Source organism: Pseudomonas sp. C27(2019) (assembly GCF_008807395.1).
Lineage (GTDB): Bacteria > Pseudomonadota > Gammaproteobacteria > Pseudomonadales > Pseudomonadaceae > Denitrificimonas.
The window spans coordinates 816871-834504 of the sequence record NZ_CP043320.1 but is presented as its reverse complement, the minus strand read 5'-3'; the positions used below and the strand labels follow the sequence as shown (position 1 = coordinate 834504).

General features: G+C 48.6%; 14 protein-coding genes, 1 tRNA gene and 1 pseudogene. 6 read left to right on the top strand and 10 right to left on the bottom strand.

Features of this window, described 5'->3' with window-relative positions:
- Window positions 1–22: 22 nt before the first annotated feature.
- Together cysE and trmJ are read right to left on the bottom strand one after the other, a co-directional pair.
- Window positions 23–834: pseudogene (gene cysE / locus FXF61_RS03865) on the bottom strand (serine O-acetyltransferase).
- Complete coding sequence (trmJ, locus tag FXF61_RS03860; protein WP_151186000.1) at window positions 827–1612, bottom strand: tRNA (cytosine(32)/uridine(32)-2'-O)-methyltransferase TrmJ; 786 nt, start codon at window positions 1610–1612, stop codon at window positions 827–829. Before trmJ ends, cysE begins: the two are co-directional and overlap by 8 nt.
- 164 nt (window positions 1613–1776) lie before the next feature.
- Between trmJ and FXF61_RS03855 the strand changes: the two genes are divergently transcribed.
- Window positions 1777–2589 (top strand): inositol monophosphatase family protein, encoded by an 813-nt coding sequence (locus FXF61_RS03855; RefSeq protein WP_151184017.1) that lies wholly within the window; start codon window positions 1777–1779, stop codon window positions 2587–2589.
- A gap of 82 nt (window positions 2590–2671) precedes the next feature.
- On the opposite strand, the gene FXF61_RS03850 is transcribed toward FXF61_RS03855, so the two are convergent.
- The 6 genes from FXF61_RS03850 to queA all read right to left on the bottom strand — a co-directional run bounded on the left by FXF61_RS03850 (window position 2672) and on the right by queA (window position 8806).
- Entirely contained in the window at window positions 2672–3211 is a 540-nt protein-coding gene (locus FXF61_RS03850) for a glycine zipper 2TM domain-containing protein (protein WP_151184016.1), read from the bottom strand.
- A 134-nt stretch (window positions 3212–3345) separates the two neighbouring features.
- Window positions 3346–4254 (bottom strand): protein translocase subunit SecF, encoded by a 909-nt coding sequence (gene secF, locus FXF61_RS03845; protein WP_151184015.1) that lies wholly within the window; start codon window positions 4252–4254, stop codon window positions 3346–3348.
- Between the two features lie 13 nt (window positions 4255–4267).
- Window positions 4268–6130, bottom strand: coding sequence for a protein translocase subunit SecD (gene secD / locus FXF61_RS03840; protein WP_151184014.1), 1863 nt, complete (start codon window positions 6128–6130; stop codon window positions 4268–4270).
- A 129-nt stretch (window positions 6131–6259) separates the two neighbouring features.
- On the bottom strand, window positions 6260–6592 hold the full coding sequence (gene yajC / locus FXF61_RS03835) for a preprotein translocase subunit YajC (RefSeq protein WP_151184013.1): 333 nt from the start codon (window positions 6590–6592) through the stop codon (window positions 6260–6262).
- A 39-nt stretch (window positions 6593–6631) separates the two neighbouring features.
- On the bottom strand, window positions 6632–7747 hold the full coding sequence (gene tgt, locus FXF61_RS03830) for a tRNA guanosine(34) transglycosylase Tgt (RefSeq protein WP_151185999.1): 1116 nt from the start codon (window positions 7745–7747) through the stop codon (window positions 6632–6634).
- Window positions 7748–7759: 12 nt separating this feature from the next.
- A complete protein-coding gene (queA, locus tag FXF61_RS03825; RefSeq protein WP_151184012.1) occupies window positions 7760–8806 on the bottom strand; it encodes a tRNA preQ1(34) S-adenosylmethionine ribosyltransferase-isomerase QueA in 1047 nt (348 codons plus the stop codon).
- Between the two features lie 107 nt (window positions 8807–8913).
- On the opposite strand from queA, the gene FXF61_RS03820 reads away from it, so the two are divergent.
- Window positions 8914–9000, top strand: a tRNA-Leu gene (locus tag FXF61_RS03820).
- Window positions 9001–9338: 338 nt separating this feature from the next.
- Here FXF61_RS03820 and FXF61_RS03815 read toward each other — a convergent pair.
- Window positions 9339–10358 carry an Ldh family oxidoreductase gene (locus FXF61_RS03815; protein ID WP_178087261.1) on the bottom strand — a complete coding sequence of 340 codons (1020 nt, stop codon included), beginning with the start codon at window positions 10356–10358 and terminating at the stop codon, window positions 9339–9341.
- Window positions 10359–10814: 456 nt separating this feature from the next.
- On the opposite strand from FXF61_RS03815, the gene FXF61_RS03810 reads away from it, so the two are divergent.
- The 3 genes from FXF61_RS03810 to FXF61_RS03800 all read left to right on the top strand — a co-directional run bounded on the left by FXF61_RS03810 (window position 10815) and on the right by FXF61_RS03800 (window position 14464).
- Window positions 10815–11609 (top strand): outer membrane protein OmpK, encoded by a 795-nt coding sequence (locus tag FXF61_RS03810; protein WP_178087260.1) that lies wholly within the window; start codon window positions 10815–10817, stop codon window positions 11607–11609.
- 105 nt (window positions 11610–11714) lie between these two features.
- Entirely contained in the window at window positions 11715–13019 is a 1305-nt protein-coding gene (locus FXF61_RS03805; protein WP_151184009.1) for a nitrate/nitrite transporter, read from the top strand.
- 14 nt (window positions 13020–13033) lie between these two features.
- Window positions 13034–14464 (top strand): amidohydrolase family protein, encoded by a 1431-nt coding sequence (locus FXF61_RS03800; protein ID WP_151184008.1) that lies wholly within the window; start codon window positions 13034–13036, stop codon window positions 14462–14464.
- Window positions 14465–14598: 134 nt separating this feature from the next.
- Here FXF61_RS03800 and FXF61_RS03795 read toward each other — a convergent pair whose 3' ends face one another.
- Window positions 14599–14802 (bottom strand): hypothetical protein, encoded by a 204-nt coding sequence (locus FXF61_RS03795; RefSeq protein ID WP_151184007.1) that lies wholly within the window; start codon window positions 14800–14802, stop codon window positions 14599–14601.
- A gap of 161 nt (window positions 14803–14963) precedes the next feature.
- On the opposite strand from FXF61_RS03795, the gene mutS reads away from it, so the two are divergent.
- On the top strand, window positions 14964–17534 hold the full coding sequence (gene mutS / locus FXF61_RS03790; protein WP_151184006.1) for a DNA mismatch repair protein MutS: 2571 nt from the start codon (window positions 14964–14966) through the stop codon (window positions 17532–17534).
- The last annotated feature ends 100 nt before the right edge of the window (window positions 17535–17634 follow it).

Genomic DNA, 17634 nt, shown 5'->3' with positions numbered 1-17634 from the left:
GATGCCCACCGCACCCGCTGTTTTACTGCTTGCTTTCTGGGTCTTGAGCGTCAATCGAATCGGCTACTGGCAGGTCTTCATCAGGCTCAGAGCATGGAAACGCAGCATCTGGCAACTCAGGCAACTTCTTACCCTTGAAATCACTGCCCAATGCATGCATTGCAGCACACATATCCTCAAGACGCTCCTCAACCGCTTCTAAGTGGTCAAGTATCTGCCCAATCGAGCGCGCCACCGGATCAGGCATATCCTCACTCATACCATAAGCATCAAAACCAAAGCGTTCAGCAATAGCCTGACGCTTGGCCTCTTGCTCATCAGTGGTTTTCACAATGATACGCCCTGGGATACCAACAGCCGTAGCACCAGCTGGCACCGCTTTAGTGACCACAGCATTTGAGCCGATTTTAGCACCCGCACCTACAGTAAATGGGCCTAACACTTTGGCGCCGGCTCCAACAACCACACCATCCTCAAGGGTTGGGTGACGTTTACCTTTATTCCAACTGGTCCCCCCAAGGTCACACCTTGATACAGGGTTACGTCATCACCTAATTCGGCCGTTTCACCAATTACAATCCCCAAACCATGGTCAATAAAAAAACGACGGCCAATTTTAGCGCCTGGGTGAATTTCAATACCGGTTAACCAGCGGCCCAAGTTTGACACCATACGCGCCAGCCATTTCCAATTACGCACCCACAACGCATGCGCCAAACGGTGCAACCAAACAGCATGCAAGCCCGGGTAGCAGGTCAATACTTCAAAGGCATTACGCGCCGCCGGATCACGGTGGAATACACTCTGGATATCTTCACGCATACCTTTAAACATGCTCACCTCGACGTTGTGCAATTTCACCGCGCGCAGCTTTCTGAGTTTCGGTCAAAATACCACGCAAAATATTCACTTCAGATTTTTTCAATTGGCTGCGCGCAAAAATACGGCGCAACCGTGCCATTAAATGCCTTGGCTTGGCAGGGTCAAGAAAATCAATCTCAACCAAAGTGTCCTGCAAATGCTGATAGAACAACTCTAAAGAATCATGTGTGGCCGGCGCCGCACCTAGCATTCCCGTTGCTTCAACTTCCGGCATATGGGTCGGCTGATGGGTTTCTTTTAACCACGCCATGCGCACCTCATAGGTCAATACCTGCACCGCAGCAGCCAAGTTTAAAGAACTGAACTCAGGGTCAGCAGGAATATGAATATGGTACTGACAACGCTGCAACTCTTCATTCGTCAGGCCAGCATACTCACGGCCAAAGACCAAAGCCACCTCAGCATCATGATCAGCCTGCCATGTGTGCAAACAAGTGTCAGCAGCTTCGCGCGGATCAAGTAATGGCCAAGGAATGCGTCGATCACGCGCACTGGTACCTAGCACTACGCTACAGCCCTCTAGTGCCTCCTCTAGCGTTGCCACCACCCGTGTATTTTCGAGAATATCATCAGCACCCGCCGCACGCGAATTGGCATCAGGGTGCGGGTACTTGATCGGATCAACCAGCACCAAGGACTTGAGCCCCATGTTTTTCATCGCTCGGGCAGCCCCACCGATATTACCTGGGTGACTGGTGTTGACTAAAACCACGCGAATTTTTTCCAGCACAAGGCTCTCCAACATTTGATTGAATTCAAGTTAATACAGTCCAAGGCACAAGCTTACCGAACAGCGCGCAGTCACGCTATGAAAAAGAACCTTGCAAGCGAACACATAGCACTTTGTTTCTGGTAGAATTTGCAATCTTCTTTAACAACCTCCGGTGACTTTCCATGCAGCCTATGCTGAATATCGCGCTGCGCGCTGCTCGCAGTGCGGGTGAATTAATTGTGCGTTCAATTGAGCGCTTAGATACGATCTCGGTCAGTGAGAAAGACGCAAAAGATTACGTCACCGAGATTGATCGCTCCGCTGAGCAGGCGATTATTAGCGCCATTCATAAAGCTCACCCAGATCACGGCATCAATGCCGAAGAAAGTGGTCGCATCGCCGGAAAAGGCGAAGGCGCTGATTACGAGTGGATCATTGACCCACTTGACGGCACCACTAACTTTATTCACGGCGTACCCCACTTTGCTGTCAGCATTGCATGCAAATACCGTGGCCGTCTTGAGCACGCAGTCATTATCGACCCTATTCGTCAAGAAGAGTTTACCGCCAGCCGCGGCCGTGGCGCTGCCTTCAATGGACGTCGCATACGCGTTAGCAAGCGTAAAACCTTAGACAATGCGCTACTGGCAACTGGTTTTCCATTCCGTGAAGGTCAGATTGCACATATGGACAACTACATGTCGATGTTTAAAGACCTCGCTGTGCAGTCGGCCGGCATTCGTCGCGCAGGTGCTGCAAGCCTAGATCTCGCTTATGTTGCTGCAGGTCGCTACGATGCTTTTTGGGAGTACGGCTTATCTGAATGGGATATGGCTGCAGGCGTACTCTTAATTCAAGAGGCCGGCGGTTTAGTCAGCGATTTTAATGGCGACCATAACTTTTTAGATAGTGGCCACATTGTTGCTGGCGGTCCTAAGTGTTTTAAAGCAGTGCTGACAACCATTCAGCCTTTTGTACCGCAAAGCTTTAAATAAACCTTTTAATCAAACGACCATAAAAAAGCGCCCCTAAATTTAGGAGCGCTTTTTTATTGAACTCAACTCAGCTGCGTACGGACTACAAAGCGACTCGCTCCAAGATCACTCGACCTTGCTCATCAAGCTGCAAACGACGGCCTGGATCTTCATCCATACGGATCGTGCGCACTTTACCATCCAATTCATAACTGACGTCGTAACCAGCAATTTTCTCGCTGATATCATATTCCGTATTACAACGACGCTCCGTGGTGGTGTAAGTATTGTTTTGCTGGAGATGCTCCTGGGTTTTATTACCCGCATAACCGCCACCTACCGCACCTGCCACTGTCGCCACTTTTTTGCCGCTGCCACCGCCAACTTGATTACCTAATAAACCACCAACGACAGCACCCACTGCAGTTCCAACAATACGATTGTTATCTTTAATCGGCTTACGTTTAGTTACCGTTACATCACGGCATTCTTGGCGCGGTGTTTTTACAGTTTCTTTAACCGCTTTAACAGCCACGACCTCTGCATAGCTGGGCCCACTCATTAGGTTATAGGTTGCAAAAGCACCACCCGCAGTTACAGCGACTGCACCCAACACGCCACCAATCAACATCGATTTGTTCATTATCATTCTCTCAAGTAACGATTGTTTACCGTTTCTTGGAAACAATTAAGCCATGCAAGTTCCCACCTGCACGGCTTAATTGTAATACTTAGACGCACCTCTCAGAATTGAAGCGTTCTACTTACCTTGTTACTTTAAGGCGTCTCATCAACTTCTTCAGTACTCACAGGCGGGATCAAATCCTCTACGGTCAGTTTTAACCAGATCAAGAAAATGCTGGCAATATACACTGACGAATAGGTACCTGCAGTGATACCGATAAACAGCGCAAAAGCAAAGCCCCAGAGATTATCACCTCCAAATGCGAGCAATGATCCAACAGCCAATAAAGTCGAAATCGAGGTCGCTAAGGTTCGCAGCAGCGTCTGTGTCGTCGAAATATTGATATTATCGATCAATGAAGTATTACGTAAAAAACGAAAGTTCTCACGAATACGGTCAAATACCACAATGGTATCGTTGAGCGAGTAACCAATAATCGCCAAAATTGCAGCCAATACAGTCAGATCAAAAGTGAGCTGAAAGTAAGAGAACACCCCCAAAGTGATAATAACATCGTGGAATAAACCGACGATTGCGCCGATACCAAACTTCCACTGAAAGCGAAAGCCTAGGTACACCAAGATTCCTGCCAGCGCCAACAGCATGCCCAAGCCACCCTGATCACGCAGTTCTTCACCGACCGCAGGGCCGACAAACTCAACACGCTTAATTGTCATTTGGCTAGCCGCATCTTGGCGCAATACATCAGCAACCTTATTGCCCAACTCAGGATCATCACCTGGCATGCGCACCAATACATCATTGACGGCACCAAAGCTCTGCACTACAGCATCTGGGTAACCACCCTCTTGTAGCTGGTTGCGAATCTTATTTAAATCCGCTGCTTGCTCATAATTGAGCTCGATCAGCGTACCGCCAGTAAAGTCCAAACCAAAGTTAAGACCCTTAACAGCCAAACTGCCCAGCGACGCAAGGATCATTATCAAGCTTAAGACGAACGCCAGATGGCGCACGCTCATAAAGTTAATTACTCGTTTCATGCTTGCCATATCCTTAAATCCACAGCTTCTTGACGTCACGGCCACCATACATCAGGTTAACCATGGCACGTGTCACCATAATTGCAGTGAACATTGAGGTAATGATGCCCAGCGATAAGGTCACCGCAAAGCCTTTAATGGGCCCAGTGCCCATCGCAAAGAGGATGGCACCCACTAATAACGTAGTCAGGTTACCGTCAATAATCGCCGAGTAAGCTTTATCAAAGCCTTCATGGATGGCACGCTGTGGCGACATACCATTGGCTATTTCCTCGCGAATACGTGAGAAAATCAGCACGTTAGCATCCACCGCCATACCCATGGTCAAGACGATACCGGCAATACCTGGCAGAGTTAGCGTCGCCCCTAGTAATGACATCATTGCGAGCAAATTGACCATGTTCAGACTTAACGCCACGACAGCCAGGACACCAAAAAGCCTGTAAATCAAGACAATAAAGATTGCCACAAACAAGAAGCCCCATAAGGCCGCCTGCACACCCAGCTCAATATTCTCAGCACCTAAACTTGGGCCAATGGTACGTTCTTCAACAAAGTACATCGGCGCGGCAAGACCACCCGCACGCAACAGCAGCGCCAGCTCAGACGACTCACCCTGACCATCCAACCCGGTAATACGGAACTGACTGCCCAAAGCTGATTGAATCGTCGCCAGACTGATCACACGCTTTTCTTCTTTAAAGGTTTGCACCGGCACTTCTGTTTCGACACCGTCCACCATCTCACGCACATAACGCGTGGTCGGACGCTGCTCGATAAAGATCACCGCCATACTGCGACCAATATCATTACGGGTGGCACGGTTCATTAACTCGCCACCATGACCATCAAGACGGATATTAACCTGTTGACGGCCATTCTCATCAAAGCTGGCCTGCGCATCAGTCACCTGATCACCAGTAATGATGATGCTGCGCTCCAAGGCGACCGGCGGGCGGCCTTCCTCACGGAACTCATACATTTCTGTGGTGGCGCGCGGCGCATCAGCAGCGGCTGCTAAGCGAAACTCAAGGTTGGCGGTTTTACCCAAAATACGCTTGGCTTCAGCCGTATCTTGCACACCGGGTAACTCAACTACGATGCGGTTAGCACCTTGGCGCTGCACCAGTGGCTCAGCCACACCCAACTCATTGACTCGATTACGAACCGTGGTTAAGTTTTGCTTGATTGAGTACTCGCGTATTTCACTGATCTTGTTTGGCAGCAAGGTTAACAGCAAGACTGGCTTGTCATTGCGCTCGGCGGTGGTCATCTCAAAATCAGTAAAATCTTTACGCACCAACGCGCGCGCCTGATTTAAAGTGGCTGCATCATCAAAGCCCAACTGAAAACCATTATCGATACCCGGCAAGCTGCGGTAGCGTACACGTTCTTTGCGTAAAAGGGTTTTCACTTCGCCTTCATGCATTTTCAGGCGAGCAGTAATGGCTTTTTCCATATCCACTTCAAGCAAGAAGTGCACACCACCGGACAAGTCCAGACCCAGCTTCATTGGGCTGGCCGCTAGGCTGCGTAACCATTCAGGTGTTGTCGCGGCCAGGTTCAATGCAACGACGTACTCATCACCTAGAGCCTTACGCACCACATCTTTGGCAGGCAGCTGATCATCGCGATGCAGCAACCGCACAAGGCCGCCTCGCGCTTCCAGAGCAGCACTTTTCACACCAATACCTGCCGCGGTTAACGCTGCTGTGGCGCGATCAAGATCTGTTTGTTCAATTTGTAATGCGCTACTGGCGCCCGTCACCTGAATCGCTGGATCATCCGGAAAAAGGTTTGGCGCAGAGTAAATAAAACTGATGGATAGAATCGCTACGATCAGCAGATACTTCCACAATGGATACTTGTTGAGCATGACACCGCCCGCTTATGTGGCCGAAATGACTCAGCCAAAACTAATCGAATATAACGCAAATAGGGCAGCGCATCACGAGGTGCTATTAATCAGCGACCCTGCAATACAACTGCCCAGCACACGACGAACTTAGATCGCTTTTATCGTGCCTTTAGGTAATGCTGCAACCACTGCACTTTTTTGAATTTTCAACTCAACAGTATCTGAAGCTTCAAGCACTAAAAAGTCATCGCTAACTTTGGTTACACGTCCAGCAATACCACCACTGGTCACAACTTCATCACCTTTTTGCAAACCACTGACCAAATTGCGGTGCTCTTTGGCACGCTTGGCTTGTGGACGCCAGATCATCATGTAGAAAATGACCAAAAAACCAGCCAGCAAAATAAACTGCATGTACTCGCCACCTGGAGGCGCACCAGCAGCGGTATCAGCATAAGCAGCAGATATAAAGAAATTCATGAACAACTCCCATTACAAAAAGACATTAGTGTCCGTTATTTAATTAAGTGGCGGCGTAGGTAAGCCACGTCGCGCGTAAAACCCATCAACAAAGTCACCCAATGTACCTTGTTGGATAGCCTCTCGTAAACCCGCCATTAAGCGTTGATAATGATGCAAATTATGTATGGTATTGAGCATACTGCCTAGCATTTCTCCACACTTATCTAAATGATGCAAATAGGCACGAGAAAAGTGCTGGCACGTATAGCAGTCACAATCCGCATCCAAGGGGCCGGTATCGTGACGGTGCACGGCATTACGAATCTTAATCACCCCAGTCTCGATAAACAAATGACCATTGCGTGCATTACGCGTCGGCATTACACAGTCAAACATATCAATACCGCGACGCACGCCTTCTACTAAGTCTTCAGGCTTGCCCACACCCATTAAATAGCGCGGTTTCTCTGGCGGCATGTGCGGTGGTAAGAAATCCAAGATACGAATCATATCTTCTTTAGGTTCACCCACCGATAAACCACCAATGGCTAAACCATCAAAGCCGATCTCGCATAAGCCTTCTAAAGAGCGCAAGCGTAGCTCTTCGTGCATGCCACCCTGAACAATACCAAACAAGGCTGACGGATTATCACCGTGGGCAATTTTCGAACGCTTAGCCCAGCGCAGCGACAACTCCATGGATTTCTCTGCGGTTTCAAGATCCGCAGGATAGGGTGTGCATTCATCAAAAATCATCACCACATCCGAGCCCAGCTCACGCTGCACTTGCATGGACTCTTCTGGCCCCATAAACACCTTGGCACCATCAACCGGAGAAGAGAAGTACACGCCTTCCTCCTTAATTTTTCGCATCGCACCCAAACTAAACACTTGGAAACCACCGGAATCCGTCAAAATTGGACCTTGCCACTGCATAAAGTTGTGCAAGTCGCCATGCTCTTGAATCACCTTGGTGCCAGGGCGCAGCCAGAGATGAAAGGTATTACCTAAAATCATATGCGCGCCAATGGCTTCAATGTCGCGCGGCAACATCCCTTTAACCGTACCGTAGGTGCCTACTGGCATAAATGCGGGTGTTTCTACTACGCCACGCGGAAACGTCAGCCGACCACGCCGTGCACGACCATCACTCGCTAACAAATCAAACTGCATAAAAGACATGCATCACTCCTCAGGACTGCGCGGCTGTGGATTGCGCGTAATAAACATGGCATCGCCATAACTGAAAAACCGATATTTGTGTTCCACAGCGCTGCGATAGGCATCCATAATTTCTGGATAACCAGCAAAGGCAGCCACCAACATTAATAAGGTTGATTCGGATAAGTGAAAATTGGTCACCAGTGCATCCACCACATGAAACGGACGTCCTGGGTATAAAAAGATATCCGTGTCGCCAGCAAAAGCCTGCAACTCACCGGTTGCTTGCGCAGCGCTTTCTAAAGAGCGCACGCTGGTGGTACCCACCGCAATCACACGACCACCGCGCGCTTTACAGGCCGCCACCGCATTAACTACCTCTTGCGAGACTTCAAGCCACTCATGGTGCATTTTGTGATCTTCGAGCTTATCTACGCGCACGGGCTGAAAGGTGCCCGCCCCCACATGCAGAGTAACAAAGGCTGTCTCTACGCCTATATCACGAATACTTGCCATTAATTGATCATCAAAATGCAACCCTGCGGTCGGCGCGGCAACTGCACCTGCATGCTCAGAATAAACAGTTTGGTAGCGCTCACGATCACCCTGCTCATCAGCACGCTCCATATACGGCGGTAACGGCATATGACCAATACGCTCAAGCAACGGCAATACCGGCTCAGAAAATTGCCATTCAAACAAACTGTCGTGGCGCGCTAATAAAGTGGCTTGCGCGCCACCGTCTAACTCAATTGTGCTGCCCACCTTCGGCGCTTTACTGGCTCGCACATGCGCCAGCACGCGATCCGTATCAAGCACACGCTCAACCAGCACCTCCAGCTTGCCGCCAGTTCGTTTTTTGGCAAACAAGCGCGCAGGAATCACTCGCGTATTGTTAAACACCATTAAATCGCCAGGGCGTAAATAGTCGAGCAAATCAGTAAATTGCTGGTGAGCAATAGCGCCGCTGGGGCCATCGAGTACGAGCAGGCGGCTGGCGCGACGCTCAGCCAGCGGATAGCGAGCAATCAGCTCGTCAGGTAAATCAAATTGGAAATGTGCAACGCGCATAATCGTGATCATTAATAAGAAGGCGCAAAGCTTAACGGAAATAATTGCATCTGACCATGCGAAAGCATTTGACCGATGTACAAAGCATCTCTATAATTCCGCGCCATGCCTCGGTGGCGGAATTGGTAGACGCAGCGGATTCAAAATCCGCCGTTGGTAACAACGTGGGAGTTCGATTCTCCCCCGAGGCACCAAGTTATTTAGCCCTTAAGTTTTCGGATTTAGGGGCTTTTTTATGCCTATTATCGAGGGTTTATGCGGCTTACAGCCTAATCGACTCTTTGTAGTGCTTGATATTTGCAAGCTAAATAGGTTCTCAGTAATGACGACCCAACCCTTCCCCACGGTCCATACCCAGTCCGCTTTGGTCTATTTGCAGCGACAAATAGAGCCAAGCAAATAAGAACAGCCTGTGCTTTGCAAGCCTCTAACCAGCCTAGCCAAGCACCTTAGACAACCCACCCCGAAACCCCTCCAAGCTTTTAACCCGCCTAATAAATGCATCTATACCGAGCTAATGTGAGCTGCTGTACTATCGACAAACAGGATGAGAAATATAGTCATTAATTTTTTTGACTATTTCTCGGTCCACCTCAACACCATGTTTTTTACTTATACGCCGCTGCTCAAGGCGATAACTACCCGGTATATATCCACCGTATTGTTCCTCGAGAGTGCGAATATAGTCTTGCATGCGTAAACTAAAATCCTCACCTGCAAAATGCAGCGGATCGATAGCAACAAAGAACTGACCTAGATTCAAGTGCTCACTGCCTTCAGTTAAAGAACCCGCAGCATGCGACCAGGTTGAACCGGTTAATCCTGCTGACATCACATCAACCATCATCGCTAAGTTTGAGCCCTTATAGCCGCCCGACGGGGTGATAGTTCCAGCCAAAGCAGCATTAGCGTCAGTTGTGGGCTGCCCGTATTCATTCAATGCCCAGTGCTCTGGAATAGGCTCGTTGCGATTGGCGGCCGCCCTGATATTGACGTAAGCCGTTGTCGAGGTGGATTGATCTATCACCAGAGGTGCGCGCCCAGCGATGGGCACTGCAAATGCCAGCGGATTGGTACCAAAAAACGGCAACATCCCGCCAAAAGGCGCAACCATCGCCGGCGCATTGGCATAGGCCTGCCCCACTAAACCTCGCTCAGCTATGCGCTCTACAAAGTAACCCAGCACACCGCAAGCATGCACATTCTTCACTGACAGCGCCGCTATGCCGCTAGTCTTAGCCGCATCTATGAAATCCTCGAACGCCAAATCAAAGGCGCTCATGGTCACCCCAGCATCACCGTCTACGATCAAGCTGCCGGCACCTGTTTGACTCATTGTAGGTACTGCTTTAGCGTTGATTTTGCCGCTGCACAGGCACTGCAAATAATCCAGAAAGTAGCTCAAGCCAACATTTTCAATACCGTCTGCTTCTGCTGCCACAAAAGCACGGGCAATAGACTCAGTGTTTAATTGGCTTGCCCCGCAAGCCCGTAAAGCGCTACAGCATATTTCATGCATATCTTCGAGACTTAGCCTTACCAGCTGCTTCATTTTCAATACCATAAACGCATCATTAACAGTTGCGCACTGTAAACAGTTCGGCCGCGTCCTGCCAGTGGCCACAAATAAGCAGTCCACACCCTATTGGTAATTAATATGCCCATGCGTATAAAGCCATACATATTTTACAAGTTAATACTCATTATCTTAATAGTCCCGTCTATAAATCATTAAAATTTCGCAACTCAACTGATTTAAATCATAAAACTTATCAGCACTATTAATTATTACCGATAGTACGCGTGAAGCATGTTAAAATTAAGCAGCATATAAAATACTGAACTTATCATATAGATAACAGTCTAATTTAATATTAAGCACAACAGTTATCCTTTAAACCACACCACACGACTTTATATTTAAAAATATAATACATATTAAACAAACACAGGAACAATGAAAATGTTTAAGTTTATGCAGTCAAAACTTTTCATGGTCTTACCTATAATGCTCACCTCTATTTTGTCGACACCTACAGTTTTTTCTACAGACTGGAGTACGACAGAACTTCACTACCAGTACGGCAACCTAAGAAAGGCCTACCAAGGCGGTGGTAGCGCATCAGAAACAGGCGGTACATCCGTACTCACCCTCCAGCACAACAGTGGCTGGAAGTATGGCGATAACTTTTTCTTCTTTGATCATTCAAATTATGGCAAAACAGATGTGGATTCTCTAAATGGCGACTCAGCCGGTGATGAAATATATGGCGAGTTTTATTCGAATTTCAGCCTCGGCAAAATCACTGGTAAAGACATAAAATTTGGTCCAATCAATGATATAGGCTTAGTTGCAGGGTTTAACTTCGCACCAGAAATAGAAACACTGTATTACATGCCCGGTGTTCGCTTAGCGTTTGATCTGCCTGGCTTTAACTTTGCCCAGCTAGACATTACAGGGCGAATCCAAGACAGCAGCACAAAACAATCTATTAAAGAAAAAGACACCTACATGCTGGATTTTAGCTGGGCCTATCCGTTTGCTATAGACAACACCCGTTGGAGCTTAGAAGGCCATATTGAATACATGCATAGAGCCAAACAAAGCATTCGAGGTGTGAGTATTGATGACCGCAAAGCTTGGTGGCTCTCACAAATACAACTACGCTTTGATATTGGCCACTTGTGGGGCAATGCAGATAAAGTTTTTGTAGGTATAGAGCATCAGTATTGGCGCAACAAGCAAGGTGACCCCAACACGACTGAAAATGTACCTCAGTTGTTATTGGTATGGCGACTTTGACCCTACCACGTTCTAACGCATTCAATTTATATACACCAAATAAAACAAAACCAGTTTGTGTTTTTCGTTTTATTTGCAGGATAAGTAACTCAAAGGAGATCTAATGTGACTAATTTCGATCGCTTAGGTGGGCCAAGAGCTTGGTTTGTCTGGATATTAGCTACGCTTTTTGTGATTGCAGGATTTGCATTTCAAACCGCTTACGGTGTTACCAGCACTGCAATAGCAAATGATTTATCACTCACCTTAGCACAAGTCGGCATTTTGGGAACCACATACACTTGGGCCGTTGCACTACTGCAATTATTCTCAGGCTCTGTGCTAGACAGAGTTGGTATCAGAATTTTAGCGTGGGTCAGCTTGTTCTCTGTTGTTGGTGGTTTTGCTTACGCTAACGCAGGCTCTTTTGAAATACTTATATTTTCAAATATGCTAATCGCAGTCGGTCACGCCTTCGCCTTTGTTGGCGCGGGAATGGTAGGTGGTAAATGGTTCGGCTGGGGACGCTTTGGCTTTATGTTTGGTTTGGTGCAGGGTGTGGGTGCGCTGGGCTCATACTTTAATCAAAACGTAACACGCTATATTGTTGAAGACTACGGTTGGTCGTTTAGCTTAAATGCGATTGCAGCCATCATTCTTATTATCTCTATTTTGATGTTATTTTTTGTGCGTGAGCCACGTCTTCCTGATTTGGTAAAACCAAAATGGACAGGCACAAAAGACTTTTTAAGCAGCTCATTAAACTCCCTTAAGCATGTTGCGGTGCGTCCTCATCTGTGGATCAACTCGCTACACGGCGGCATGACTTTTGGCACACACCTCAGTTTGTCACTTGTTTGGGGGCCTATCTTTTTAACGGCTACAGGCATGTCTGTTTTTGAAGCAGTCGCCATTTCCAGCTTTACTTTTTTAGGGATGCTGATCGGTTGTCCGCTGTGGGTATGGGTGTCTGAAAAAATTAAGATGAACAAGCCACTCGCTGTCATTCCGGCTATTTTTCATGCAGCACTACTGGCTTATGTCATTCTTGACCCGTCGATGGCCAACAAAACCTCATTCTTCTTTATCGGCCTATTCTCAGCCAGTACAGCAATGAACTACCCAATCGCCGGCAGCTTGGTCCCCAATTCTCTGGTCGGAACCTCAAGTGCATTTGTAAATACCATGCAGTTTTTTTGGTCGGGCGTGTTAATGGCGATCCCCGGCTTAGCACTGTCGGGTGTTGGTATCTGGGCTGTGCTCGCAGGCACAACAGGTATCGATGCTGATGCACCCTCTTTGGCGCATTACCAGTCAGCCATGATGCTGCTTGTGTATGCAGTGGGTATCGGGGTGATTGCTGGCCTACTGACTAAAGAATCTTACCCGTCAGAAAAAAACGCTAAAGATAGAGAAGAAGTCACGCTTTAAAAGGATATATACATATGATGACTAAAATAGAAAATGTCGATTTACTCTTTACTGGTGCAGACCTGTATACATTAAATGAAGATGAACCCGTTATTTACAACGGTGCAATTGCGGTGGTGGGCAACACAATTGCTGCTATCGGCCCTGCTTCTGACGTTGCCGCACGCTGCCAAAATATAAAACGCACCGTGGATTGCTCAGGCACTGTGATTATGCCAGGGCTGATTGACGCCCATACGCATCAGTTTCAACTGTTAGGCCGCACCTTAGGCGATGGCATGTCTTTACTGCCATGGCTGGCAAACTTTATGTTGCCACTCGCAGCGTCCGTGGATTCTAAACATGCGTTGGCTGCTGTTGAGTTAGCAGCGCTGAACTCAGCACTCTCCGGCACCACTGCGGTTGTTGATAATCACTATGCGCCAGTGGACGCTGAAACAACACTTGCCGTAGCCCACAGCATGCAGCGCGTCGGCATCCGTGGTGCAGTTGCGCGCGGCATTTTCGGCCCTATGGTTGAAGGCGGGGTGCGCATGAATTGTGATGAACGCCTCTTTAAATACTCAGCAAAAGAAGAGCTTGAAATCACTGAGCATTGTTTACAACAGCAGCCAGCAAACAGCTTAGTCCAGATCTGGCCCGCACCTGTCAACACTGTTTATATCGATAAAGAACTGATGCAAGCCAGCCTTGAATTAGCGGTAAAGCATGATGTCAGTTGGCATGCGCATATGAGTGAGTCGCAGTTTGAAGTCGAAATTCACGAGTCTGTGTACGGTCAGCGCCCAGTGAATTGGTTGCATGACAATGGCCTTTTAACGGATAGAACAACCTTTGCCCATGGTATTTGGCTCGACGACGAAGAAATCAAGCTGCTAGGTAACGCCAAGTCAACGATTATTCACAACCCCGTTTCCAATCAATATTTGGCATCAGGCATCATAAAGCTAGGGCCGCTGTTAGAAGCGGGTGCCAATATTGCATTAGGCACTGACGGTGTTGCGGTGGCTGGCAGCGATATGTTTGAGGCGATGAAGTCGGCCCAGATGCTGCAACATTTGCGTGAATACGATGCAGAGTCAACCAGTGCCGAACTGATGCTGCATTTAGCCTGTAGAAACGGTGGTCAGATGCTAAGAAAAAATGTCGGCGTGTTAAAAACTGGTGCGCTGGCCGACTTTATATCTGTCGATTTACGCGGTGCTCACAACCAGCCAGCGACACGTGCAGTTTGCAGCCTCACCAGCTCAGTACGTGGCTCGGATGTGTGTCATGTTGTCGTTGATGGCGAACATATTGTTGCTGATGGACGCTCAACCAAGGTTGATCAAGATAAAGTTGTGGCAGATGCCATACAAGCGTCAAAGCAGATTATAGAAAAAGCAGGTATCACCGACCTTGTCGCAGCGTGGAGAAGCCCTAAGCGCTTTTATACGTCTAAATAAGGCGAATAAACAAGCAGGTTAAGCTACTACCCTGATCAAGCCCGCGACCGTTTAAGGTTGCGGGCTTTTTTACGCCGACTCAGTACTACGCCCTTTCATACGAGCTCTGAGAAACGGCTGTATTGCATCTGTGTTCATTTTTTCTGCAGCGCATCGCGCATCGCCTGCATTTCATCTTCTGATTTTAAGCGACACACCGCCAACTGCTCTAAACGCAGAGCCTTGATAGCAGCCAGCGGATCCACTACAGGCTGGGTGCCTTGAGCTTTGGCATACGCCAAGCTGTCATCGGCTAACTCGCCTGCCTGCTCTAGCTCTGGATCAACTTCATCTTTCATATCAACCCCCTATCTACCAGTACAGCGTGGTTGTATATCTGTATTGATTTAAATTTACCATGCTTAACCAACGCTTTATTGCTGCGGCACTGTGCACTGCATAAATTTTTTGCGCAATCCGTTAGACTAGGCTTTTTGCAACGCTATTGAGTCAGTTCATTATGAGTGCCAAAGATTTAAGTCAGCATACGCCGATGATGCAGCAGTATTGGCGGTTAAAAAACCAACACCCTGATCAAATCATGTTTTATCGCATGGGTGATTTTTATGAACTGTTTTATGACGATGCAAAAAAAGCCTCGCAATTGCTGGATATCACCCTCACCTCGCGCGTGCAGTCTGGCGGCAGCGTTATCCCTATGGCGGGTATTCCTTTCCACGCAGCAGAAGGCTACCTCGCGCGTTTAGTCAGCCTTGGTGAATCGGTAGTCATTTGCGAACAGACCGGTGATCCGGCCACCACGCTTAAAGGCCCTGTTGAGCGGCAAGTGGTGCGCATCCTGACACCGGGCACGGTCAGTGATGAAGCCTTAATGGATGACCGTCGCGATAACCTTGTCGCTGCTTTACTGGGCAGAGACAACCTGTTTGGCTTAGCTGTTTTAGATATCAGCAGCGGACGTTTTAGCGTGCAAGAACTGCACACTGAAGAGAACGTGCTCGCTGAACTTGAGCGCATCAATCCTGCCGAGCTGTTAATTCCTGATGACTGGTCAGCACCTGCCGCACTGGAAAAACGCCGCGGCACGCAACGCCGTGCACCCTGGGATTTTGATTACGACAGCGGTTTTAAAGCCTTGTGCCAGCAGTTTGCCACCCAAGACCTGAAAGGCTTTGGCTGTGATCAGCTGTCCTTTGCCATTGGTGCTGCCGGTTGTTTATTGAATTACGCCAAAGAAACACAGCGTACCGCTCTGCCGCATATTCGCAGCCTGTTTCATGAGCGTATCAGTGAAACCGTGGTATTGGATGCCGCAACTCGGCGCAATCTGGAGCTGGATAAAAATCTCTCCGGCGGGCGTGACAATACTCTGCAATCAGTGATTGATCGCTGCCAAACCAGCATGGGTAGTCGCTTACTCAGCCGCTGGCTCAACCGCCCGCTACGTCAGCGTAAGGTGCTCGAAGCGCGCCAAGATGCGATTGCTTACCTGCTCAATGATTACCACTTTGAAAGCGTACAGCCAGCACTGAAAGACATCGGTGATATTGAACGGATCTTAGCGCGAATCAGTTTACGCAGTGCACGACCGCGAGACTTAGCACGCCTGCGCGATGCACTAAACGCCCTGCCTGCGTTACAAGAGGTACTGGCAAGTCTTGATATTAAGCGCATTCAAGAGCTGGCCAAGGCTATCGGCGTTTATCCGCAGCTGTCTGACACCTTAAACCGTGCCATTATCGACAACCCACCTGCAGTGATTCGTGAAGGCGGTGTCCTCAAGCTGGGTTACGACTCTGAGCTGGATGAGCTACTGACTATCAGTGAAAATGCGGGTCAGTTCTTAATTGACCTAGAAACCCGTGAGAAAGAACGTACTGGGCTGGCCAACCTAAAAGTGGGTTACAACCGTGTGCACGGCTATTTTATTGAGATTCCTACCCGCCAGGCTGAGCATGCACCACCTGAATATATTCGCCGGCAAACGCTCAAGGGCGCAGAACGCTTTATTATTCCCGAGCTAAAAGCCTTTGAAGATAAAGCGCTGTCAGCAAAAAGCCGTGCCTTAGCCCGTGAAAAGCAGCTCTATGATGAACTGCTGGATATCCTCATCGCTCAAATCGCTCCCCTGCAAAACAGTGCAGCGGCACTGGCTGAACTGGATGTGATCAGTAATTTGTCGGAACGCGCGCTCACCCTTGATTTATGCCGTCCAGAGTTTACTGAACAACCCTTGCTGGATATCAAGCAAGGCCGTCACCTTGTGGTTGAGCATGTATTGACCACGCCATTTGTAGCCAACGATGTGGAAATGGATGATGAAACCCGCATGCTGATCATTACTGGTCCAAACATGGGAGGTAAGTCGACCTACATGCGGCAAACAGCGCTGATTGTGCTACTGGCTCATATTGGTAGCTTTGTTCCGGCACAGCATTGCGCTTTGTCGCTGGTCGATCGCATCTTCACCCGCATCGGCTCTAGTGATGATCTGGCCGGCGGGCGCTCAACCTTTATGGTGGAGATGAGCGAAACAGCGAACATCTTGCACAACGCCAGCGCCAACAGCTTGGTCCTCATGGATGAAGTGGGACGCGGCACCAGCACCTTTGACGGTTTATCTTTAGCTTGGGCCGCCGCCGAGCAATTGGCCGAACTCAGAGCATGGACATTATTTGCTACGCACTATTTTGAGCTGACCTCTTTGCCCGAACGTTTAAGCAGCGTTGCCAATGTGCACCTGACGGCCACAGAGCACCAAGATCGTATCGTGTTTTTGCATCACGTACGCAGTGGGCCAGCCAATCAAAGCTATGGTTTAGCTGTCGCCCAGTTGGCCGGCGTGCCGACTGCGGTGATTAATCGAGCCCGTGAGCATCTCAAGCAACTGGAGGAAACTAGCTTGATGCAAGCACAAAAGACGCCTAGCGATACACAACGACCGATACAAAGTGACTTATTTGCTACGCAGCCGCACCCCCTGCTGCTAGAATTAGAAGATATTAATCCAGATGAGCTCTCGCCAAAGCAGGCGCTTGATCTGTTATATACTTGGAAGACGCAAATCTAACGCTGCTTAGCGCAAACTGTTAGAATTACTGACTTTTTAACTGATTGCACTGTTTCAACACAGTGCCTTATTTTTTACTTGTAGCCCTACGCAGATAGGG